The sequence below is a fragment of the Quyinboa ferrireducens genome (genome assembly GCF_042436675.1).
Classification (GTDB): domain Bacteria; phylum Bacteroidota; class Bacteroidia; order Bacteroidales; family UBA5342; genus JBHJHP01.
Genome location: NZ_JBHMVA010000005.1, coordinates 53,882 through 78,147 on the forward strand (window position 1 = coordinate 53,882; position 24,266 = coordinate 78,147).

22 protein-coding genes are annotated in these 24,266 nt (G+C 36.7%); 6 read left to right on the top strand and 16 right to left on the bottom strand.

What is annotated here, in order from left to right:
• Positions 1–26: 26 nt before the first annotated feature.
• Genes leuB through ACE01N_RS09530 form a run of 5 tightly spaced genes read right to left on the bottom strand, consistent with a single transcriptional unit; the run spans position 27 to position 6,246 of the window.
• Positions 27–1,097 (bottom strand): 3-isopropylmalate dehydrogenase, encoded by a 1,071-nt coding sequence (gene leuB / locus ACE01N_RS09510; RefSeq protein ID WP_380587655.1) that lies wholly within the window; start codon positions 1,095–1,097, stop codon positions 27–29.
• A 28-nt stretch (positions 1,098–1,125) separates the two neighbouring features.
• Entirely contained in the window at positions 1,126–2,646 is a 1,521-nt protein-coding gene (locus ACE01N_RS09515; RefSeq protein WP_380587658.1) for an alpha-isopropylmalate synthase regulatory domain-containing protein, read from the bottom strand.
• Positions 2,647–2,677: 31 nt separating this feature from the next.
• Positions 2,678–3,274, bottom strand: a complete 597-nt coding sequence (gene leuD / locus ACE01N_RS09520) for a 3-isopropylmalate dehydratase small subunit (protein ID WP_380587661.1) — start codon at positions 3,272–3,274, stop codon at positions 2,678–2,680.
• A 51-nt stretch (positions 3,275–3,325) separates the two neighbouring features.
• On the bottom strand, positions 3,326–4,726 hold the full coding sequence (leuC, locus tag ACE01N_RS09525; RefSeq protein ID WP_380587664.1) for a 3-isopropylmalate dehydratase large subunit: 1,401 nt from the start codon (positions 4,724–4,726) through the stop codon (positions 3,326–3,328).
• Positions 4,727–4,752: 26 nt separating this feature from the next.
• Positions 4,753–6,246 carry a 2-isopropylmalate synthase gene (locus tag ACE01N_RS09530; RefSeq protein WP_380587667.1) on the bottom strand — a complete coding sequence of 498 codons (1,494 nt, stop codon included), beginning with the start codon at positions 6,244–6,246 and terminating at the stop codon, positions 4,753–4,755.
• A gap of 653 nt (positions 6,247–6,899) precedes the next feature.
• Between ACE01N_RS09530 and ACE01N_RS09535 the strand changes: the two genes are divergently transcribed.
• The 3 genes from ACE01N_RS09535 to ACE01N_RS09545 are packed head-to-tail and all read left to right on the top strand — an operon-like array spanning position 6,900 to position 9,706.
• A complete protein-coding gene (locus ACE01N_RS09535; RefSeq protein WP_380587670.1) occupies positions 6,900–7,901 on the top strand; it encodes a bile acid:sodium symporter family protein in 1,002 nt (333 codons plus the stop codon).
• The gene (locus ACE01N_RS09540) at positions 7,898–9,196 is read left to right on the top strand and encodes a 1-acyl-sn-glycerol-3-phosphate acyltransferase (RefSeq protein WP_380587673.1); all 1,299 of its coding nucleotides are present in this window, start codon (positions 7,898–7,900) and stop codon (positions 9,194–9,196) included. The genes ACE01N_RS09535 and ACE01N_RS09540 overlap by 4 nt, the downstream gene beginning before the upstream one ends.
• 57 nt (positions 9,197–9,253) lie before the next feature.
• Positions 9,254–9,706, top strand: coding sequence for a CoA-binding protein (locus ACE01N_RS09545; RefSeq protein WP_380587676.1), 453 nt, complete (start codon positions 9,254–9,256; stop codon positions 9,704–9,706).
• On the opposite strand, the gene ACE01N_RS09550 is transcribed toward ACE01N_RS09545, so the two are convergent.
• The 9 genes from ACE01N_RS09550 to ACE01N_RS09590 all read right to left on the bottom strand — a co-directional run bounded on the left by ACE01N_RS09550 (position 9,707) and on the right by ACE01N_RS09590 (position 19,341).
• Positions 9,707–10,441, bottom strand: a complete 735-nt coding sequence (locus ACE01N_RS09550) for a head GIN domain-containing protein (RefSeq protein WP_380587679.1) — start codon at positions 10,439–10,441, stop codon at positions 9,707–9,709.
• Positions 10,442–10,547: 106 nt separating this feature from the next.
• Entirely contained in the window at positions 10,548–11,600 is a 1,053-nt protein-coding gene (queA, locus tag ACE01N_RS09555) for a tRNA preQ1(34) S-adenosylmethionine ribosyltransferase-isomerase QueA (RefSeq protein WP_380587681.1), read from the bottom strand.
• A gap of 64 nt (positions 11,601–11,664) precedes the next feature.
• On the bottom strand, positions 11,665–12,357 hold the full coding sequence (gene truB, locus ACE01N_RS09560; protein ID WP_380587684.1) for a tRNA pseudouridine(55) synthase TruB: 693 nt from the start codon (positions 12,355–12,357) through the stop codon (positions 11,665–11,667).
• Positions 12,357–13,142, bottom strand: a complete 786-nt coding sequence (locus tag ACE01N_RS09565; protein ID WP_375729582.1) for an undecaprenyl-diphosphate phosphatase — start codon at positions 13,140–13,142, stop codon at positions 12,357–12,359. The genes truB and ACE01N_RS09565 overlap by 1 nt, the downstream gene beginning before the upstream one ends.
• Before the next feature lie 15 nt (positions 13,143–13,157).
• Entirely contained in the window at positions 13,158–13,415 is a 258-nt protein-coding gene (locus ACE01N_RS09570; RefSeq protein ID WP_380587686.1) for a DUF3098 domain-containing protein, read from the bottom strand.
• Between the two features lie 17 nt (positions 13,416–13,432).
• The gene (locus ACE01N_RS09575) at positions 13,433–14,311 is read right to left on the bottom strand and encodes a cell division protein FtsX (protein WP_380587689.1); all 879 of its coding nucleotides are present in this window, start codon (positions 14,309–14,311) and stop codon (positions 13,433–13,435) included.
• 30 nt (positions 14,312–14,341) lie between these two features.
• On the bottom strand, positions 14,342–16,819 hold the full coding sequence (locus tag ACE01N_RS09580; protein ID WP_380587692.1) for a YfhO family protein: 2,478 nt from the start codon (positions 16,817–16,819) through the stop codon (positions 14,342–14,344).
• A gap of 150 nt (positions 16,820–16,969) precedes the next feature.
• Positions 16,970–18,049, bottom strand: a complete 1,080-nt coding sequence (wecB, locus tag ACE01N_RS09585; RefSeq protein ID WP_380587695.1) for a non-hydrolyzing UDP-N-acetylglucosamine 2-epimerase — start codon at positions 18,047–18,049, stop codon at positions 16,970–16,972.
• On the bottom strand, positions 18,046–19,341 hold the full coding sequence (locus ACE01N_RS09590) for a glycosyltransferase family 4 protein (RefSeq protein WP_380587698.1): 1,296 nt from the start codon (positions 19,339–19,341) through the stop codon (positions 18,046–18,048). Before ACE01N_RS09590 ends, wecB begins: the two co-directional genes overlap by 4 nt.
• 143 nt (positions 19,342–19,484) lie before the next feature.
• Between ACE01N_RS09590 and ACE01N_RS09595 the strand changes: the two genes are divergently transcribed.
• From ACE01N_RS09595 to ACE01N_RS09605, 3 genes are read left to right on the top strand one after another with little or no spacing between them, the layout of a single operon-like run.
• On the top strand, positions 19,485–20,633 hold the full coding sequence (locus tag ACE01N_RS09595; protein WP_380587701.1) for a glycosyltransferase family 4 protein: 1,149 nt from the start codon (positions 19,485–19,487) through the stop codon (positions 20,631–20,633).
• Positions 20,614–21,453 carry an alpha-1,2-fucosyltransferase gene (locus tag ACE01N_RS09600; RefSeq protein ID WP_380587704.1) on the top strand — a complete coding sequence of 280 codons (840 nt, stop codon included), beginning with the start codon at positions 20,614–20,616 and terminating at the stop codon, positions 21,451–21,453. Before ACE01N_RS09595 ends, ACE01N_RS09600 begins: the two co-directional genes overlap by 20 nt.
• A gap of 10 nt (positions 21,454–21,463) precedes the next feature.
• On the top strand, positions 21,464–22,102 hold the full coding sequence (locus ACE01N_RS09605) for an O-methyltransferase (RefSeq protein ID WP_380587707.1): 639 nt from the start codon (positions 21,464–21,466) through the stop codon (positions 22,100–22,102).
• Between the two features lie 217 nt (positions 22,103–22,319).
• Here ACE01N_RS09605 and ACE01N_RS20690 read toward each other — a convergent pair whose 3' ends face one another.
• Both ACE01N_RS20690 and ACE01N_RS09610 read right to left on the bottom strand, forming a co-directional pair.
• On the bottom strand, positions 22,320–22,631 hold the full coding sequence (locus tag ACE01N_RS20690) for an IS1/IS1595 family N-terminal zinc-binding domain-containing protein (protein WP_438826947.1): 312 nt from the start codon (positions 22,629–22,631) through the stop codon (positions 22,320–22,322).
• A 126-nt stretch (positions 22,632–22,757) separates the two neighbouring features.
• Positions 22,758–24,263: an oligosaccharide flippase family protein gene (locus ACE01N_RS09610; RefSeq protein WP_380587710.1), complete on the bottom strand. Its 1,506-nt coding sequence runs from the start codon at positions 24,261–24,263 to the stop codon at positions 22,758–22,760.
• Between the last annotated feature and the right edge of the window lie 3 nt (positions 24,264–24,266).

Consider the following 24,266-nt stretch of genomic DNA (forward strand, 5'->3'; position numbering starts at 1 on the left):
GCTTTTTTTTCATATTCTTTCTTAGCTTAAGCTTTTTCGATAAAATCAACAAGCCAGTCACCTACTTCGGATGTCTTAGCGGCTTTCGATTTATCATTGGCGATATCCTCAGTTACAACTTCGGCATCCATCGATGCATTAACAGCCTGCCTGATCAGAGCACCTTCATCCATAAGATTAAATGCATATTCAAACATCATTGCTACCGACAGAACAGTGGCAAGAGGGTTTGCAATGTCTTTACCTGCAGCCTGTGGATAAGATCCGTGAATTGGTTCAAACACACTGGTATGAATACCAATAGAAGCAGATGGCAACATGCCAAGCGATCCCGTAATTACAGATGCCTCATCAGTCAGGATATCACCAAACATATTTTCAGTCACCATGACATCAAAGTTTTTCGGCCACTGAATAATCTGCATGGCAGCATTATCCACAAACATAAATTCGGTTTTGACATCAGGATATTGTGGTGCAATCTCCTGTCCGACTTCCCTCCACAAACGAGAGGTCTCCAGTACATTTGCCTTATCGACAATTGTCAGTTTCTTATTGCGTTTCATCGCATATTCATACCCAAGATGAATAATGCGTTCTATTTCTTCACGCGTGTAGGTATTCGTATCATATGCCGTATTCCGATCTTCTGAACGCCCCTTCTCCCCAAAATAAATTCCGCCAGTCAGTTCCCTGATACACATAAAATCCGCATTTTCAACCAGATCTTTACGCAATGGAGACTTATGAATTAATGACGGAAAAGTTACTACCGGACGAAGGTTCGCATACAAACCCAGCTTTTTACGCATTAACAGCAGTCCCTGCTCCGGACGTACAGTTGCCTTTGGATTATTATCAAATTTCGGATCACCAATAGCGCCAAACAATACGGCATCTGAGTTCATACATAACTCATGTGTGGTATCAGGATATGGCTCCCCAACTTTATCAATTGCCGAAGCACCTGTAATACCAAATTCATACGTTAATTCATGACCAAATTTTGCACAAACGGCTTTTGTCACTTTCAATGCCTGATCAACAATCTCAGGACCTATCCCGTCACCGGGAAGAACTGCAATGTTTAATTTCATTTTTAATATTCCTTTCTGATTTAATCTCTTAAAATGTTTCTATGAGGTTCAGCATTTTCATGGTTGCTTTAATAGCTGCCTCTGACTGGTCAACATCCAACCCACGGGTTTTAAACTCCCTGTTGTTATATGACCATAGAATAGTGGTTTCAACAAGTGCATCAGTTCTACCTCCGGGAGGAATAGAAACCGAGTAATCCATTAATACGGGATGTTCCTTTTTAAGCCTTTTATAAATTTTCCACACTGTTTTCATAAAAGCATCATACTGACCATCTCCGGCACTGTTATCTTCGTAAGTTTTATCGTAGATCCTGATTTTTACATTGGCGATTGGCTTCAAACCATATGTCAGAGACAGCGAATAATTCAGCACCTCAATATTACTTTCATGTTCACCACTTTCCAGAACGTCAGCAATAATATAAGGCAGATCCTCTTTTGTTACCCGTTCCTTTTTGTCTCCCAGTTCAATTATCCTCTGAGTCACCCTCTTCTGCGAATCCAGATCCAGATCAATCCCCAACTCCTGAAGATTTTTCTGAATGCTTGCCTTACCCGATGTCTTTCCGAGCGCGTACGAACGTGTTCTGCCAAACCGTTCAGGTAACAGATCGTTATAATAAAGATTATCCTTATTATCACCATCTGCATGAATTCCAGCGCATTGGGTGAACACAAATTCACCAATAAGCGGCTTATTGGCAGGTATCCGAATCCCGGAGAATGTCTCAACCATTTTACTCACCTTGGTGATTCTGGACTCGTCCAGTTTGGTCTCTACTTTTAACTGATCATGTAACACACCAATTAAACTCGATAACGAAACATTACCTGCCCGTTCTCCCATTCCGTTGACGGTTCCATGCAAACCACTCACCCCGGCTTTTACAGCACTAAAAGCATTGGCTGCTGCCAGATCGTAATCGTTATGCCCATGAAAATCGAAATGTAAATCAGGATAACGCTCAATCATGTTGCTGCAATACCCGTAGGTCTGATCCGGATTCAGAATTCCCAAAGTATCCGGCAACATGAACCTTTCAATGGGTTCATCTTTTAATCCAGCCACTAGCTGAAAAACGTACTCCGGTGAATTTACCATACCGTTTGACCAGTCTTCCAGATAAAGGTTAACCTGTATTCCCTGAGATACGGCATAAGCAATTGTATCCTTAATATCGGCAATATGCTGTTCAGGTGTTTTTCGCAATTGCTGGGTTACGTGCCGTAATGACCCCTTGGCAAGCAAATTCAGCACCTTACCACCGGCATCACGAATCCAGTCCACCGAAATTTTACCATCAATAAACCCCAAAACCTCTATTGAATTTAAAAACCCATGCTCTGAGGCCCAGCCGGTAATTCGTTTAACAGCGTTAAATTCCCCTTCTGAAACCTTTGCCGAAGCTACCTCCAGACGATCTACCCTGACCTCCTCGAGCAGTATTCTTGCAATGGTTATTTTTTCATTTTGTGAAAACGATACGCCTGAGGTCTGTTCTCCATCCCTAAGGGTAGTATCCATAATTTCAACCTGCTGTTTCATGTTTTATTTGTTTGCCCGATTAATATGAAGATCAATAAAAACTTGATACTTCCCAGGTCTTTATTTTATCCATATTGCTGAGCAGATAGTCAATGTCATCATAACCGTTCAGCAAACAGTTCTTTTTATATCCGTTTATTTCAAAGGCTTCGCTTTCCCCGGTTGCATCAATGGTAATAGTCTGATCCGGAAGGTTAACAGTAAGAGAAGCCTTGGGATCCTTATCTACAGCTTCAAAAATTTTACTTAAAAACCCTTCACTTACCTGAACCGGAAGAACTCCGTTATTTAATGCATTATTTTTAAAGATATCTGCAAAGAAACTTGAAACCACAACTTTAAATCCGTATCCGGCAATTGCCCAGGCAGCATGTTCACGACTGGAACCACTACCAAAGTTTTTTCCACCAACAAGAATCTGCCCTGAATAAGTAGGATCATTCAATACAAAATCCGGTTTTGGTTGATCATTGCTGTCATAACGCCAGTCCCTGAAAAGATTGTCACCAAATCCGTCGCGGGTTGTAGCTTTCAGAAAGCGGGCCGGTATAATCTGATCGGTGTCCACGTTTTCAATTGGCAAAGGCACACACGATGATTTTACAACATTTATTTTTTCTATAGCCATTTTAATAATTTTTTCTTGTGAAATAATCAGAGATAATGAATGCTTGTTTCATTAATCCATTAATTCTCTCGGATCAGTTATTACACCTGTAACCGCTGCTGCTGCTGCTGTAAGAACACTTGCAAGCATTGTGCGGGCACCTGGTCCCTGACGTCCCTCAAAGTTTCTGTTTGATGTAGATACAGAATATTTTCCGGCAGGGATCTTGTCATCGTTCATGGCAAGACAAGCCGAACAACCTGGTTGTCTCATTAAGAATCCTGCTTTTTCAATGATTTCGATTAAACCTTCTTCCTGAGCCTGCTTTTCTACCTGACGACTACCAGGCACAATCCATGCAACTACACCCGGTGCTTTTTTCTTACCGTCAACAAAGGCAGCAAATGCACGAAGGTCTTCAATACGACCATTTGTACATGATCCCACAAAGACATAATCAACTTTCTTACCTTTCATGTTTTCGCCGGGCTTGTATCCCATATAATCCAAAGATTTCAGATAAGTTTTCTGTCCTGACTTATCTACCGTTTCAAGCGTAGGAATTGAACCTGAGATACCAACTCCCATTCCAGGATTAGTACCATACGTGATCATTGGTTCAATATCTTCAGCTTTGAAATTATATTCTTTATCGAATACCGCATCATCATCAGATTTCAGCGTTTTCCAGTAGGCCAATGATTTCTCCCACTCTTCGCCTTTAGGACCAAATGGTCTGTCCTTCAAATACTCAAAAGTAGTTTCATCAGGCGCAATTAAACCGCCACGTGCTCCCATTTCAATACTCATATTACATACAGTCATACGTGCCTCCATAGTCAGGCTGCGGAATGCGCTTCCGGCGAATTCAACAAAATAACCAGTAGCACCACCTGTTGATATCTGTGAAATAATATACAGAATAATATCTTTCGACGTAACGCCTTTTGAGAGTTTACCTTCCACATTGATACACATTCGTTTGGGTCTTGGCTGCAGAATGCACTGACTTGCCAGAACCATTTCAACCTCGCTGGTTCCAATACCAAAGGCAATTGTTCCAAAGGCTCCGTGAGTAGAGGTATGACTGTCACCACATACAATTGTCATACCGGGTAAAGTGTAACCATTTTCAGGTCCTACCACATGTACAATACCGTTACGATCATTTCCAAGACCATAAAGTGTAATTCCAAAATCATTACAGTTTTTTGTGAGTGTTTCCACCTGATATCTTGAAATCGGATCCTTAATTGGCTTATCCTGATCCCAGGTTGGTACGTTATGGTCCGGCGTTGCAATAGTTTTCTCTGGTCGTAAAACCTTCAGATCTCTCTCCCTTAAACCATTGAATGCCTGTGGGCTGGTAACTTCATGTGCAAAATGACGATCGATATACAACTGAGTCGGTCCGTTTTCGACCTCTGTCACCACATGAGCATCCCAAATTTTATCAAAAAGTGTCTTTCCCATTTTTATATTAAATTATTTCTTCCTTATTAATTAAATTTATTCAACGCATCGATATATGCTTCAACAGATGCTGTAACGATATCAGTATTAGCACCAAAACCATAATAAATTTTGTTGTTATATTTCAGCTGCATATGAACCTTTCCAATATCATCACTCCCTCTCGTTATTGCCTGAATAAGGAATTCTTCAAGAATTGCATTTTTCTTAACAATCTCTTTTACAGCTTTTATCGCCGCATCAACCGGGCCATTACCAGGCTCAGTAGATGAATATATTTTACCTTCGATATTCAGCCTAACCGTAGCCATAGGAATTGTGGTTTTACCACTTACCACCTGCAGAAAATCAAGCTTAATATTTTTCTGCCCCTGAGCTTTCTCACCCATCAGAATAGACAGATCCTCATCTGTAATATTTTTCTTTTTATCTGCCAGGTTCAAAAACTCCTGATATACTTTATCCAGTTCCTCCTGCACCATAGTATAACCAAGTACTTCAAGTCTGTGCTTTAAAGCAGCACGTCCTGAACGCGCTGTAAGAACTATAGAAGATTCGTTGATCCCAACTTCAACCGGATCAATAATTTCATAATTCTCACGGTGTTTCAAAACACCATCCTGATGAATTCCTGAAGAATGTGCAAAAGCATTTCGCCCTACAATAGCTTTATTCGGCTGAACCGGCATATTCATTAAAGAGGAAACCATACGGCTGGTCTGGAATATTTTCTTGGTATCTATTTCAGTTTTTAAACCAAGATCGTGACTTTTCAAAGTCATAACAACTTCCTCAAGAGAAGTATTACCAGCACGCTCTCCGATTCCGTTAATAGTTACCTCGACCTGACGTGCACCATTCATTACACCACTGACTGTGTTAGCTGTTGCCATACCTAAATCGTTGTGGCAATGTGTTGAAATTATTGCTTGTTCAATATTTGACACATTATCAAACAAAAACTTAATCTTCTCACCAAACTGAACTGGTAGACAATAACCGGTAGTATCGGGAATATTAACCACTGTAGCACCGGCAGCAATTACAGCTTCAACTACCTTCGCAAGGTAAACATTGTCTGAACGACCTGCATCCTCTGCATAAAACTCAACATCTTCAACAAATTTCTTAGCATATTTTACTGCTTCAACAGCACGTTCTAAAATTTCGTCTTCGTTAGAATTAAGTTTATACTTAATATGATAAGGTGATGTTCCGATTCCTGTATGGATCCTTCCCTTTTTAGCATATTTAAGTGCATCCGCAGCAACCTCTATATCTTTTTTTACTGCACGGGTTAAAGCACAAATGGTGGGATTTTTTACTGCTTTGGAAATCTCCACAACAGATTGAAAATCGCCAGGACTGGAAACCGGAAATCCCGCTTCAATAACATCGACTCCAAGTTCTTCAAGTGCTTTGGCCACTTGAATTTTCTCAATCGTGTTCAACTGACAACCCGGAACCTGTTCACCGTCTCTCAGCGTTGTGTCAAAAATATAAACTCTGTTATTATCCATGATTTGTAATTTGTTTCTTAATTTGAAAATTGTTAATAATTCACTTTTGAAATAACTTATTCCACACCCCACAAGGGGAGTCGTAAATTATTACCGAACTCACCAAACCGGAATATCTGCTTAATGAATATTAACTCTGTTTTTAACTGTTTTGTCCTCATCATAATATCAATAGGGTCAAGACCTCCTATTTAATACAAACCTCTTAAACAATCGAAAAGGCCATCCTGTTGAGAATGGCCCTATATTATACAACATACATTATCTACCATTCTCAACTCTTAAATCCAAGAATTAGAATACCAAGTAGAAGGCTGATAATGGTTGTTGTTTGTTTCATTGTTTACATTTAAATTTTGCGTTGCAAATATACGGATTGTAATAAAAAGACCAAATATTTTTAATAATTTATATTAATAAATATTGTTTTGATTATAATTTATAACATTAACACGCTTCAAATGTTTAAAGATTACTGCTTTGCAATAAAAAAATTATTGTTCATCTGGTTACTGATAAAACCTACCACAAGAGTCATAATGGCATTGAGTAGCGTAAATGATTCAACAGTATATTTAAACCAATATCCAAATATTTTTATATCTTGATATTTTTTATGATTTTTGTTTTCTGACTTTCACAATTTTCAAAGGATGGAAGAATCACTTCGGCAACTGGATAGTGTAGTTTTAAACTTTAATGCCAAATCCGTTGATATCATGAATATTGCATTGGCATTAATCATGTTTGGCGTTGCACTGGGAATTAAGTTTAGGGATTTTAAAGAATTATTTCATACACCAAAACAAGTTATTACCGGTGTAATTGCACAGTTCATAGCACTTCCGGCATTCACATTTGTGTTGGTTGTAATTCTGAAACCAACCCCTACTGTTGCTCTTGGGATGATCCTCGTTGCGGCATGTCCGGGAGGAAATATTTCAAACTTCATTTCTGCTTTGGGCAAGGGAAATACGGCTTTGTCGGTAACACTTACAGCCATTGCAACATTAGCCGCTATATTTATGACCCCGTTAAATTTCTCGTTTTGGGGAAGTATGTATATTGATTATTACAGCAAAATAGCGGCAGAGGGACTTCTGAGACCCATTGAGATTGACATTTTCCAGATATTTAAAACGGTCTTTATACTGTTGGGAATTCCTCTTATACTGGGGCTCCTTTTTGCTCATTATCTTCCCAAAGTGACCCAAAAGATTAAATCACCACTGCGTATTATCAGTATTATCATTTTCCTGGGATTCGTTGCAGGTGCCTTATTTGCAAATTTCGATCATTTTCAGAATTACATTCACCTTATATTCCTTATCGTCCTTATTCATAACGGATTGGCACTACTGACAGGATTCAGCATTGCCACAATTGCAAAAGTCAACCGACCAAGCAGGCGTGCCATAACTATAGAAACAGGCATTCAGAATTCAGGGTTAGCACTGGCCCTGATTTTCAACCCAAAGATCTTTCCTCCGGAACTTCAACTGGGAGGAATGGCAATGATTGCTGCCTGGTGGGGAATCTGGCACATTATTTCAGGCTTAACAATTGCTTTCTTTTTATCCAGAAAAGATATACGGAATGAACCGTCACAATGGACTCCGTCCTTTCTGTATGTATTCAAATCCAAAAGGAAATGATACATCAAACCTCTAAACTTTACGCACTTTTTAAACGGTATGTAAAATTTACTCACCGACTTTTCTACAAAAAAATTTATGTATCGGGTCTGGAAAATATTCCTGTTGGTGATCCTGTAATCTTCGGGCCAAATCACCAAAATGCATTAATGGATCCTTTGGCAGTACTTTTAACTACTCCTCTTCAACCTGTATTTCTTGCCCGCGCAGATATTTTTAAAAGCTCGATTAACAGGCCGGTTCTTCGTTTTTTGAAAATTTTGCCGGTCTACAGGGTCCGTGATGGAATAAAATCACTCGGAAATAACGACTCAACATTTAATGAATCAATCGGCGTACTGGAGGCAAAAAAACAGCTCGCATTATTCCCGGAGGCAAGACATCACGGGCAGAATTTTCTTTTACCTTTAAAAAAAGGGATCCCAAGAATTGCCCTTATGGCAGAAGAAAAACATAATTTCAATCTCAATCTTAAAATCGTCCCGGTTGGCATACACTATAGCAATTATTTTGGGTTCAAGGCCGATATTTGGGTAAACTATGGGAAACCAATTCTGGTAGATGAACTGAAAACATCTTATGCAGAAAATCCACAGCAGACACATATCATTTTACGGGACAAAATTGCAGAAGGGATAAAACCTCTTATGCTAAACATTGAAGACACCGAACGTTATAACGAAACCGAATTATTACTAAACCTTGAAGAAACGGTTCAGAACAAAAAACACACCCGGGATTACCTTAGATCTGCCCAAACCTTTATCAGGAATCTTTCGGATTTAAGTACAGAAAAAAAAGATACACTTTTAAGCGATGCAAATTTGTTACTGGAAAAGCTTAAAAATTTATCACTTGGCCCTTCGGATCTGTCTGTTTCTAATAAGCCAAGGTTTCTCACATATTTAGAACTTATTTTAGGATTACCTCTCTGCATTGCAGGCTATCTACCTACCAGGTTATTCACAGTACCGCCGTGGTTTTTATACCGCAACCTTAAAGACCGGCAGTTTGAAAGCTCTTACAAATACATGTTTATGCTTTTAGGTGCACCTGTATCATATGCATTATTCGCATTCGTTATTTCTCCTTTAATCCTTTCATCAGATATCTGGATTTCGATCCTCGTTTTCTTTGCTTTATTTTTCATTGGATCATATACATTAAGGTACCTAAACCTACTAAAAACAACATGGAGATATTTTCTTATTTCCCGAAAGATAACCGTTTTAAAAGTAGACATTAACAACCTGAAATCCCAATTGAAAATTTCTTTATCGGAACGGCAAGAATAATTTTGAAATGTTAATTTAAAAATTGAACTTTGTAATATACTCAACCCTTGGATTACAATGACTAAACTTGAATTAATTAAAGATTTTCTGGCTAAAGATTCGCCTATTGCAGTTGCAGGCGTTTCCAGAAATCCCAAGAAATTTGGGAGACAGGTTTTTGATAAGCTTTTAACCCTGAATTATCAGCTTTTCCCAATCAATAAATTCTGCAATAAAATAGGAAACATCAATTGCTATCCCGATGTAGATGCTTTACCTTCAGGCATTGACAAACTTTTAATTCTTACACCAAAAGAATTTACCGATGAGATAGTTGAGAGAGCGCACAAAAAAGGCATTAAAAAAATATGGGTACAGCAAATGTGCGACACCGACAATACGTTAAAACTTGCAGATAAGCTTGGATTAAAGTTGATTGTAAATGAATGTATTTTTATGTTTGCTGAGCCCAAAGGGATTCACAGAATTCATAAAACCTTCAAAATGATATTCGGCACATTGCCCAAATAATCATTTATCACCTTCGTCTTTTATTAGATCTTTTCCAAAGGCAGGATTTGGTTTAATTTCTTTTATTTCGCCACCAAGAGAAGTTTTGAAATTCTTTTCTGAGGGATCACCCTTAACATTAATTGTACTTCCCACGCTGGCTTTGGCCTCAATGGAATCTGACGAAAACACATTAACTGTTGACCCGGAATTACTTTTAACCACTACATTACCTGTTTTGAGTTCAAACGCATCAATTTTACCTCCCAGATTAGCTGATGCCTCAAACTCCCTGGTCTTTCCATAAACTTCTATAGTTGAAGCACCACTTGTAACCGCAACAACCTCACCAGCCTCTGATTCAGCCTTAATTACACCACCTGTTATAGTATACAACTTAACCTTTTCACCCCACAACGGACGCACAGTTTCAATATATGCCCCTGTATTGGCTTCTACATACTTAATCTGTTTGTATGACACCTCAACCATGACTGTTACATCCTGAAGTAACTTAGCTTTCATCCTCACCTTCAATGTCATATCTTCAACTTCTGTGATAACATCTTCCAAAGCAGCACCTTTCACTTTAACATGTGCCTGTTCCATGTCGTCATAAACAAGTTTTACATTGATGCCATGAGCAGCAATAACCCGGTTAAAAGGATCCAGGTTTCTTGTTTCTTCCAAAGTTTCCTGAGCATTAACAGCAGACACAAATAAAATTAAAAAAAGCAGAGACAATAACGATTTCATATTTTTGAATTTAATGATAACAAAACTACAAAGAATAAGACAGATTTACATATAAAAATACCCGGTCACAAAAAACGTACCGGGCATTTAATATCCTGTAACAACATCAAATAATCAGCATTGCATCACCATAAGTTCCAAAACGGTATTTTTCCTTTACAGCCACGCTATAGGCATCCATTACCTGCTCGTAGCCTCCAAATGCAGCAACCATCATCAATAAAGTGGAATACGGCATATGAAAATTTGATACCATTGAATTAGCCACACTAAAATCGTATGGAGGGAAAATAAATTTATTTGTCCAGCCCTCATAGGGCTTCAGAAATCCATCTGTACTTACCGAACTCTCCAGAGTTCGCATTACGGTTGTTCCGACTGCACAAACATTCTTTTTAAGCTTTTTTGTCTCGTTAACCTTATCCGCTACTTCATCAGTTATAATAATTTGTTCAGAATCCATTTTGTGTTTTGTCAGATCCTCAACATCAATTTCCCTGAAGTTCCCTAATCCCGCATGCAAAGTAACAAATCCAAACTCTGTGCCTTTAATTTCGAAACGTTTCAGCAACTCTCTGCTAAAATGCAAACCCGCTGTTGGAGCAACCACGGCTCCTTCATGTTTGGCAAATATAGTCTGATATCTATCTTCATCGTCCGGCTCAACTTCTCTCTTCAGTATGTGTTTTGGAATAGGCATCTCCCCTAAACCAAAAAGTTTTTCCTTAAATTCATCATAAGGTCCATCATACAAAAACCTCAAAGTTCTTCCCCGTGAAGTAGTATTATCAATCACCTCAGCGACCAGGCTGTCATCATCACCAAAATATAGCTTATTACCAATTCTTATTTTTCTGGCAGGATCCACCAAAACATCCCACAATCTGTTTTCCCGATTCAATTCACGTAATAAAAACACCTCGATTTTAGCACCGGTTTTTTCTTTATTACCATATAATCTGGCAGGAAAAACCTTTGTATCGTTAAAAATCAACAAATCCTTATCATCAAAATAATTAATGATTTCCTTAAACACTTTGTGCTCTATCTTACCGGTTGTTTTGTCCAGAACCAGCAAGCGGGATTCGTCACGATTATAAGCTGGATGTAATGCAATAAGTTCGGTTGGTAATTTGTACTTAAACTTAGAAAGTTTCATATTCTCCTATTCAATTTTTAATACTACTCACATATAAACAACAGGTGCTTTATACGTAAAGTTTTTATATATGTTCCAAATTTTCTGTATTTTTTTCAAACTCTTCCAAAGAAAGGGCGTCCGCTATGGTATAATCACCTACACGCGTGCGCTGTAAACCAATCAAGTGACCGCCGGAATTCAGCTCCCTGCCAATATCCCGGGCTAAAGCCCTGATATATGTCCCTTTACTGCAAACAATACGAATGGTAAGCACGGGCAACTCAAATTTCAGAATTTCAATCTCATCGATCACAAGAATTTTGGGTCGCATTTCCACTTCCTCACCTTTTCGGGCATATTTATAAGCCCGTTTTCCGTTAATTTTTACTGCTGAAAATTCCGGTGGGATCTGTTGAATTTCTCCCTTGAATTTTTCCAGTGCCTGTTCTACTAATTCTTTTGTTATATGTTCGAAAGGATATGTTTGATCAATTTTTGTTTCCAGATCAAAAGATGGCGTGGTCTCACCGAGTTTAATGGTGGCTATGTATTCTTTAACTCCCGCCTGATAAAATTCTATTTGTTTGGTGGCTTTCCCGGTACAAACCAACATTACTCCGGTTGCCAAAGGATCCAAAGTCCCGGCATGACCAACTTTAAGTTTTTTTACTCCCAATTTATTTTGTAACCTGATCCTGATTTTCTTTACAAGATCAAAGGAAGTCCATCCCAAAGGCTTATCAAGGATTATTACTTCACCTTCTATATAGTTCATCAAACGATACTTAACTGATATCCTGACGCCAGCAAGATCAATATGACCACACCAACAATAATCCGATAATAACCAAAGGCTTTAAACCCATTTTTGGTTAAAAATGAAATAAACGATTTTATGGCAAGCATGGCTACAATAAAAGCAATTACATTACCAAATATCAGTATTCCAATATTATCGACAGTAATGGATTTATAATTTTCCAGCAATTTGTATCCTGAGGCAGCAAACATGGTGGGAACAGCTAAAAAGAAAGAGAATTCAGCAGCATTTTTCTTTGTAAGTTTTTGCGTCATACCTCCTATAATTGTTGATGCCGATCTGGATACACCTGGAATCATAGCTATTACCTGAAAGAAACCAATTATTAATGATTTTTTATACGTTACTTCCTGATTCTTTTCTTCATCATTATGCTTGAACCAGGAATCAACAAATACAAGAATAATACCTCCCAGCACAAGTGAAACAGCCACAACAACTACATTTTCCAGCAACTCATCAATAACATCACTGAATAACAATCCAAAGACAGCAGCCGGCAAAAATGCCACGAATAATTTATAGTAAAATTTCAGGCTCTGAAAAAACTTTTTCCAGTATAGAACAACAACACTCAATATTGCGCCAAACTGTATATTTACGATGAAAGCCCGTACAAACTCCGAATTCTCAATACCCAGAATATTCTGGGTAATAATCATATGCCCGGTTGATGAAACAGGAAGAAATTCTGTTAACCCTTCAACAATAGCAATAATCAACGCTTCTATCCAACTCATGTGCTATTTCTCCTACTATTCCACGTCCTGTTTTGGGCGTTTCATAATGGCATAAATTTCAAAAATAAATCCGCCTATGATTAAAATTGGTGCCAATGTAATTCTTCTGAAACTGTATAATTCCTCTCCGTTAAATACATTTGGGTCAGTACTTCCTCCTCCTGACATTAATATATAACCCAAGATGATCACTGCTAAACCAATCAGCATCAACACATAATTATGTTTTGATAACGGAAGATTTCCTTTTGAATTAATTTCTGAATTTTTCACTCCCTTGTATTTTAAATTTAAAAATAGAGTTCATCCGAACGTAATCTCAAATATTTATTTAACGCAAAATATGCCGACATCTGAGAAATTATTATACCAATTAACAACACCAGACTATATACCATTGCAATTAAATCAAGATCCTTCAGGCTGATAATTGCACTCAACTCATTCTGAATAGAATAAATAACAGCTGTAAGTAACAAAATCGACAATACTGCAGCTATTAAACCGTCTAAAATTATCCGGTTCACAAATGGCCTCCGAATGAATGATCTGGTTGCTCCAACCAACTGCATTGTATTAATTAAAAATCGCTGTGAATAAATTGCCAGGCGAATAGTATTATTTATTAGTGCTACACTAACAATAAATAACAGCAAACAGAACAGCAGCAAAACTACTGTTATTTTCCGTACATTTTCATTCACAAGACTTACAAGATCCTTCTGATAAATAACTTCATTTATCTGCGGGTATGTTTTGAATTCATTTTCTATTATCGCAAGGCTGTCCGGATTGGCATATTCAGCTTTTAATTTGACCTCGATTGAAGCTAATAACGGATTATATCCCAAAAACTCAATAAAATCCTCCCCTAATTCTGACTGCAATTCTTCGGCAGCCTTTTCTTTATCAATGTACTGAGTAGATTTTACATATTCCGTGGCATCAAGATATTTTTGTATCCGGTGAACATCCACGTCCTTTGCATCATCCTTAAGTATAATAGAAAATCCTATATTTTCACGCACATAATCAGAAATCTGATCTCCACTGAAAATCAGTATTCCCATTATGCCAATCAAAAAGAGAACCAAAGTAATACTGATGGTAACGGTAAAATGCGAATTTACCACACCAACTCTTTTCCTTCTGATTCTTTTTTTTGTCATACTCTTCTTTAAAGGCTCAAAAATACGAAATTAATTCTTTTTGAAAAGTTCTTTTCCGATTGCACCCAAAAGCAATAAAATCAATAATAAAGACGAAGCAAGCGATACTTTATTGCCTACGGAATAAGACTTTGGTTCAAATTTAAATTCAATAACATGCTCTCCTGCATGAACCGGTAATGCCCTAAGCACATAATCTGCATTTATGTGATCAACAGGCTGACCATCAACAAAAGCATCCCATCCCTTCGGATAATAAATTTCAGAAAATACTGCCAACTGATCCGTTTTGCTAGTGGACTTGTATTTCAGGTAATTTGCCCTGTATTCTTCCAACGTAATTGTGGCCGTTGTATCCTTCACAAAATCGTATCCTCCTAACGCATCAGAATACGTTTCATTAACTACAGCTTCCTGATCAGGTCTGATATTCTTCATGGACTGAATTTCGGCATCGGCATCCGGGACCATATCAATCTTTGTCACAAACCATGCATAACCATATGCATATTTATTATATGCCGGTGCTGACTGCGGACTAAGAATAACATACTTCGTATTTAGCATATTAAGTATTGGTGTATGTTTAAACACATCCAACTGTTCTGTTCTGATATTTTTTGCAATGTACTGTAAATCATCATACATCCGATGTTCAATCAATTCCTGATAACGCCTCATTTTTGCAGCATCGTAACCGCCAATAGAGAAATGATAATTGGAAGTTGAAGCATCATTAAATGTTGAAACGGATAAATTAAGCACCTTAAAATCAGGGTCCTTGTCCTTTAAAATCGCTTTATCAGCATAGGTCTGCTCATAACCTACTCCTGGCTTATAACGCACCAGATCTTTATTGCTCAAATAGCGTTGATCAACAAACCATAAATCTGCTACAACAAGAACAGCCAACAATGCCAGGAAATATCCTATCTTCAACTTTTTATTCATCCATGCCCATATACCAATAAATGCAATTGCAATAAACATAAAAGCACGAAATGAATCAGACCGTAAAGCATGAACACGTCCGCTACGTAACAGCTCTACTAAACTGGCCGGCAGTTTATCATCATAAATCCCCGTATAATTTCCTGCAATTGATGGAATTATAGCAAAGACAAGCGCCAGACCACCTGTCAAGCCAAAACTCCAGTACATAGCCTTTTTCAACTTTTGTTTATCATATTCTCCTTTTATCAAAGCATTAATTCCAAGCAAAGCCATCAACGGCATAGTAAACTGAGCAATGACCATTAACATTGTTGCGTCGCGAAACTTATCATACATTGGGAGATAGTCAATAAATAAATGCGACAAAAACGGGAAGTACTTCCCCCATGAAAGCATTATTGACAATGCTGTTGCCACCAACAACCACCATTTATATTTTCCTTTGACAAGAAATAACCCAAGAATAAAAAGGAAACATATAACTGCACCATGATACATTGGTCCATCAGTCGATGGCTTTCCTCCCCAATAGAAAAAAGCACCAATCTGACGTTCTGCATCGTGCTGTGCCTCTTTAGCTGATGTTCCCGACTGCATGATTTGTTGCTTCAGACCCGGTAAAACCTTTTTAGTAAATTCAGATTCCGGCTTATAATCCGCTGATCCGCCTCCCCTGAAATCAGGGATCATCAAAGCAAAAGTTTCAGCAATACTATTACTCCATGAAAGAATATAATCTTTATCCAATCCTCCTGTAGCGACAGACTCATCCTTGGTCAATTCTGATTTACCACGGGTAGAATATTTTAAATACTCATATTGCGTATACAACCTTGAAAAATTACTCCCAAATGCCAACAATACAACTACCAACAACAAACCTACATTCTTCAGAAATGATGCATAAGTTTTATTTTTTATGGTTTCAACCAATTCAAATATGCCATAAATCAGAACAATAATCCCGGTATAATATGTCATTTGCGGGTGACCCGACAATATCATCAACGATAAAAATATTCCTGCCATTGCAGCGCCCAAAATCCTTTTCCCCCTGAATGTGAGAATGAACCCGGCTACAAAACCTCCCATATAAGCATAGGTATGCACTTTACTCATATGTCCTGCCTGCAATAGCACAAATGTATTTGTAGTAAATCCAAAGGCGAGAGCACCAATCATACTTAACCAGGGATTTACACCAAATGAAATAAGCAAAATATAAAAAGACAACATCGCAATAATCAGATAGCTGGAGGGTCTTTTCCCAAATTCTACTATTCTGTTAACAAACCGGGTAAGATTTGCTGTATATCTGGTGGAAATAAAATATGCCGGCATTCCTGAGAATACAGCGTTTGTCCAAAGCGGTTCTTCTCCGTATTCTTTCCTGAACTTTTCTATTTCACTGGATTTAGCCGTCGCAACCTTGGTATCATGCCCCATTAATGACTTCCCTTCCAGTAATCCGGGGAAATAAGCATATGAGATAAAAATAAAAATTATTACCGGCAAACCGTAATTCAGGATTTTCTTAATTAGTGAATTATTCATTTTCAAATATTTGAATTAAGGATAAGTCTTTGTATTTGTACTGATAAGACTGGATATTTGGTTCGTTGCCAAAATTAAATTAATAATGAGACAAATACATATATCACAAAGCAAAACATTAAATTTTTACCTTAAAAAATCTAAAAATCGCTACAATTTAAGAATTTCGGCTGCAATCTGTTGAGATGCATCACCATTACCATAAAGCTGATGCGTAAATTTCTGTTCCTTTTGCATCATCTCTTTTGCGGAGCTTAGTATCCGTGCTGTATCCGCTCCTGACAAACAATTATATCCATTCCTGACAAGTTCCACCCATTCAGTTTCATCACGCATTGTAACGCAGTATTTCCTGAAAAAAAAGGCTTCTTTCTGAAGACCTCCACTATCGGTCAAAATGATTTCTGAATTTTTAATAAGTTCCAGCATATCAAAATACCCAACCGGTTCAATGACTTTAAACTTGTAATCCAGGTGCCTCTGCGCCATTATTTTTTTTGTTCTGGGATGCAGCGGAACAATTACTTCAGTTATTTCAGTCAATGCATTCAATGCTTCAACTATCGACGCCAGCCTTTGCTCGTTATCCGTATTCTCTTGCCTGTGAATTGTAGCAAGCAAATATGTTTTACCATTCAGAGCTAAATTATCCAGGATATGTGATTTTTCCGAAGCTTTCGCGCTGTAGAATAATGCAGCATCATACATTACATCACCGGTTCTGATTATTTTTGATCCAAAATTAGAGAAACCCTCTTCGCTCAGATTATTTACGGCAGTATCAGTCGGGCAGAATAAAAGGTCGGAAATACGGTCAGTTAAAATCCGGTTAACTTCCTCTGGCATAGCCATATTAAATGAACGCAAGCCTGCTTCAACATGAGCGACTTTAATTCCCAGTTTTTTCGCTGCAAGCGCTCCTGCGATAGTAGAATTTGTATCCCCGTAAACCATTAAAGCATCCGGCTTTTCTTTAAGCAGTATTTCTTCGATACCTTCCAGCATTCGTCCTGTCATTGCACCATGTGTTAATGAACTGATGCCAAGGTTATAGTCAGGATGGGGTATTTCCATTTCTTCAAAAAATACTTCAGACATATTCTGATCGAAGTGTTGACCGGTATGTATAATTACCTCTGACATGTCCGTCTGACGTATGGCTCTGCTTACCGCTGCGGCCTTTACAAACTGTGGTCTGGCTCCAACAACTGTAATAATCTTCTTACTCATAGTACTGATTCAAAGAGTTCAACCATTTTTTTTGTTAACTCGGATCGCTCATAAATTTTTATATTTTCACTTTTACAAGTCAGACTTTTATTCTTGAATGCCTTATAAAATGTGATTAAGTCTTTCTTCATTCCTTCCTGATCTTCAAAATCGCTAATACTTCCTGTTCCGGTTTCTTTTAAAATATGAGCTAAATCACCATCTACCGGTCCAATGGCAAAAATTGGCCGACCGGAGGCCAGGTACTCAAAAAACTTCCCGGTTAAAATCCCTTTCGCATTCGGAGTATTGTTCAAAGGCAAATAAAGAACGGCAGCTTTTTGTTCTGCAGCAATCACCTCATTGTGGGGAATATAGCTTATAAAATACACATACTTACTTAATCCGTATTTGCCAATATCCCTCGTAACACTAACATCATTTTTCCCCACAAGTATGAGCTCAAAATCCTCGCTGAAACCTTCTACATTTTCTATACAAAATGCCAGAGATGCCCAGAAATCCGAATGATTTCTGTCTGCATTAATGCTCCCCACATGTACGATTGAAAACTTTTCGGGATACTGAATATGTTCTGTTGTTATATCAGCCTTATCATACCCATTGGTTATCACCTGAATATCGCGATCCACAATTTTTTTAAACTCAGTAGCCATGTTTTCACCTACCGCAACAACCTTATCTGCCTCGCTCAGCACTTTCCTTTCCAGTCTTCTATGCTTCAGATCCGCAAACCGGCTCACCTTAAGCTTGTCATAAAAATCAATCTGCGTCCATGGATCCCTGAAATCTGCCACCCATGGGATATTGGTTTTATGCGACACACGATTTCCTATGACGTGCATGGTGTGCGGCGGACCGGTAGAAACAATCAGATCAACAGGATTATCTTTCAGGTAATTAATTAAATACTTTGAAGCTGGTTTAATCCAGTATTTTTTTGCGTCAGGAATAAAAAGGTTTCCACGAATCCAGACTGATATAGATTTCGCCACTGAATTAGCGGCCTCTTCCTCGAGAAAACCTGCATTTAAAGTCGATGTTTTTGATTTCCCGGTGAATATCTTATACAAATTCAATGGCTCCCATATCTTCAACCTTTTTACAATAGCCTCATCCGGAACTTCACTGTTTAAAGTGTAATCCTGTACCGGCGCTTCCGGATTCTCCGGTGTAAAGATGACCGGATTCCAACCATTCTCTGGCAAATATTTAGCAAATTTCAACCAACGCTGAACTCCGGCACCACCAGCCGGCGGCCAATAATATGTTATTATAAGTACTTTTTTCATATAAAGTATACAAATAAAATAATAATTAACAAACTATCCTTATCATACAAGGAATACATTTCCTTTTCAAAATATTATCTTTGTACAATATCATTTTTAAATTTATTTTCTAAGTATACAAACCAAACTAACTTTAATTACTTATGAACATCCTTTTTATTACTCAATTGTTCCCGGAAAAAGATGAAGGATGTTATACAAGCGGAGCCTTAAGAGAATTTATCGAAGAATGGGGCAAAACCGGTCACAAGATTAAAGTTATCAGGCCTCACTTCAATTATGAAAAAGACCCATTCCCTACAACCCCCAAATTTAATATAGGCAATAACATAGACATTGAATTTGTAAAACCTTTAAGAATTCCGATACTAAAATTATCTTACTATGATTCAAAAAAAATTATTAATAGACTTCCTTTCAAACCAGACATTGTTATTTGTCATCTTTATAATGCGTATTTTACATTTCATAACCTGGCAAAAAAGTTAGATATTCCATTTGTAATTGGCATCCATATGTCAGATATGAAACTATCTCAAATTAAATTTCATAAATGGCATCAAAAAACAATATTTAAAAAGGCATCAGGATTTGCATGCAGGTCCTATGCCTACAAAAAAATCTTTGATGCAAATTTCCCGGAGTTTAAAAGCAAATCTTTTCTTGCTATTTCCGGAATTCCGGAAACTTTTTTAATACCAAAATTTTCAAATCAGGATCAGAGAAAAAAAAATAAAAATACAAGTATTATAACAGTATCATCACTGATAAAACGCAAACAAATTGACCTAGTCATAAATTCACTTTCAAAAGTAAAAAATCAAGACTGGCATTTTACAATAATTGGAACGGGACCCGAGTTGCCTTATCTTGAATCCCTGGTAAAAAATTATGATCTTGATAACAAAGTTACTTTTACAGGCAAGTTACCCCGCACAATTGTAATCGAAAGTTTGCTTCAAAGTGACATTTTCATTTTACCAAGTTATGATGAAACACTGGGATTAGTTTATTTAGAGGCCATGGCTTGCGGCAACATAACTATCGGCAGTATCAACGAAGGGATTGATGGAATCATAACCGATGGTGAAAATGGCTTTTTATGCGATGCTTCAGACAAAGAAAACATATACCAAAAACTAAAACAGGTACTTAATTTACGCAATGACGAGATCAATGCAATAAGAATTAACGCTAAAGAAACGGTTAAAAATTATACCATTTCAAATCAGGCAAAAAAATATCTGGAAAATTTAAACCAAATCATTAACAATGATCATAATAAGGCTTAGAAGCGGACTCGGGAATCAAATGTTTCAATATGCATTTTTTAAGCAAATGCAATTCTGGCATGGCACAGAAAACGTAAAACTTGATATTGATACATATCATTGGAAAGTACACAACGGACTTGAAATAGACAAAGTGTTTAATATTGATTTAAATAATGATAAAGTATCTGCCAAAACAGCTTTAAAATTTGCAGATGTAGGTTACAGTTTAAGAAACAGAATAGCGCGGAGGATACGAGGGATCAGGCATAAATCTTATAAATTTTGGAAGGAAATGACTATTAATGACTATAAAAATATCAATAATGATATATATCTGGAAGGACATTGGAACGAGGAGAAATACTTCATAGATGTAAAAAGTGAAGTACGAAAATTATATACTTTTAATCATGAAAATATTAACCTTACTATTCTGAATAAAATCAAAACAACAGAATCTATTGGCATACATGTTCGAAGGGGTGATTATATTAAATATCCGGATAGTTTTCCAATGTGCACTCCTGAATATTACCTTAAGGGGCTTAAAAAATTGAAAAATAAGATATCCGTAAAAACTGAAGTATTTGTATTTTCGGATGAAATTGATTGGTGTAAGAATAACCTAAACATGATCGAAAATGTTACTTTTGTTCAAAACAACACTGCTTATCATGATATGATGATGATGAGTTTTTGTAAGCATAACATAATAGCAAACAGCACTTTCTCATGGTGGGCAGCATGGTTGAATAAAAATCCAAATAAAATAGTTATATATCCTAATGAATGCGACAGAACATATAGTTCTATGCCAAAACATTGGATTAAATTGTAAATTAAAAGATATGATTAAGGATCTCATTAAAAAAAACATTCCCGACGAATGGAGGTACAGAATTGTTGAATTCAAATACAACAACTTTCCTGAGAAAATTATACAAAAATGGGAGCAGGATGGTAAACCAATACCACCACATCCTGTAGTTAAACAAAAGACAATTAAAGAATACCAAAGAAGATATCAATATAATATTCTTGTTGAAACCGGTACTTATTTAGGATATATGGTATCAGCTCAAAAAAGAAATTTTGATAAAATTTACTCTGTAGAAATAAGTGAAAGCCTGTATAAAAGAGCCTATAAAAAATTTAAAAGATATAGCCATATAAAACTTATTCTTGGAGATAGTGGTGAAAAAATGGCAGATATTATTTCTGAGATTAATGAACCTGCAATCTTTTGGCTTGATGGTCATTACTCGGCCGGGATTACATCAAAAGGAGAACTTAATTGTCCAATATGGAAAGAGTTAGACGCCATTTTTACAAAGAATCTACCTCATATTTTTTTAATTGATGATGCCAGAGATTTTAAAGGTGAAAACGACTACCCAACTATTAAGGAACTAACTGAATATTTCAAAAAGAAAAATCCCCAATATAATATTACAGTTATAAATGATATAATTCGGGCAGAATTGTGACTTTTTCATTTCTGGTAAATTATTTTTTGTTTCTTAATTGAAGGTAATGGGACCAAAAATAGTTGGTGGAATTGATAAAAATTATTTGTAAAATACGAGAGCAAACCCGAAGGGGAAACAGGCTCTGCTGAGGAGCAACCTGTCAGCAATAAGGTTTGCCAATTGGAATAAGAGCCTTTCATCGTTTGTGATGGAAGGCTTTTCTTATTCCTTTTGCTTATGGCTTAGAAAACCTGTGATTCGAAGATAAATATCCGTCAAAGTATCGCTTCAATGTCCGCACAGAATACCCACCTTCAGCAGAGATGATTTCCAGTGTTTGCTTTTGGAGAAACAAGTTCCAAAACCATATAAAACGATTAGATGCAGATACTCCCTTGTTGATTCTCGTAAAATAAATACCACAATTTTTGCATGAAAATCGCTGCTTACCTGATTGAAACCCCCAGCGAATAACATCCAAACTACCACATGCCCAGCACGACTTTTTTGGGCATCTTTTTAAAACAAAAAAAGTTAATTGAAACACGTTTCAATTAACTTCTCTCTAAATATTGATAATACGGACAATTTAGAAGTTTTTACCAACTATTTTTGTCCGTTATATCTAATTGAACAAAGTGTAATATCAAGATTTGGCTGCTCAATGCAAACTTCATAATCTTAATAATCTGTTAATATTTTCCTTTAAACTACCCGGTTTGTACCAATGTTTTATAATTCGTTTAATCGTCTCAATTTCAATCGGTTCATAAAAACGAAAAAGATGTAGGATAAATGGAAAAGATAAAAACATAACTAATTTTATCGAAATTCTTAACAGTACATCAAGATTTTCAATTTTAATTCCCACAAAAATAAATAGCGAAGCAACAGCAAACAATAAAACCATTTTTTTAAGTTCATAAGGTATTAAATATGCTTTTTGAGCGCTTCTTAACAACATAACAAACAAAAAAAGCTGAGATAAAAGTGTGGATAGCGCTGCTCCATAAATATCCAGAACTGGTATTAAAAGTATGTTAAGCACAATATTCAAAACACCAGTAATAAAAATAAAGATCCCGATTACACCTGTGGCTTTTTTAATTGACAAACCAACAGTAATATTGTCTTTTAGTAAACCAAAAAACAAAGCCATTGCAATAATTGGGACTATACCATTAGACTTCCAATAAAGCGGTGAGCTTGTGAAAATTTTGATTCCCTCAAGAGAAAAAAGAGAAATTCCTAAGGCACCTATTATGAAAATGTAACCTGAATACGTAAAAACTTTTGAATAAAAACGTTGATTATTAGGTTCATTCATTTTTTTCATTCGCAACGGAGCGATCGAAAATAGCAAAGATGTTGATATTACCAGCTTAAGAACATTTGCAATCCTGAAACCTACTGAATAAACACCGGTCTCTTCAAGTCCCGACAATGAACTAAGCATGTATCTGTCAGTCACCGCTAACATAACACCTGATACTGATGCTAACATCAATGGGAATCCATAACGTATCATTTCATTGAAAATTTTGAATTGGAACTTTAATTCAATATTTCTTAACAAATAGGGAAACAGAATTATTAAGATGATAATTTCTGCTATCAAATTAGCTTTCCATATTGCCTCAAGTCCCTGATGCTTTAATAAAATCCAATATAATATTAGCAATAGTACAAGTGTAATTTTAAAAACCTGAATGAATACATATTTTTTTGAGAGTGACTGAAGTCTAACAAGACACAATATCTGATTATTTATTATCTGTATCCCTGCTGTTGCAAAAGTTAGGCGGAGCAGGTATGAATAATCTACATCCTTAAACAATAAGTTACTTAACGGATTTGCAAAGAGCATTAAACCTGCAATGGTTGGAATTAAAACAACAACCAAAAACAAGATTGTAGTAAAAAATATGCTGTTCTGAATGTTTTTGTATTTATCATCCCAGTACCAACGCGTCAGACTACTGATCATTGCGAAAGTTAAAAGCCCCAGCAATAGCTGTAGTGTTGCTTCCAAGACTGTTAACACCCCAAATTCCTCATGGGTAAGGTATTCCGCATTTGTATAAAGTGGTATCAATATTACACCTATCAGCTTTATTGCTATATTGCCCAAAGCATACACTGAGGTGTGTTTAGCTGTCTTTTTAAGATCCGTAAGCATTTA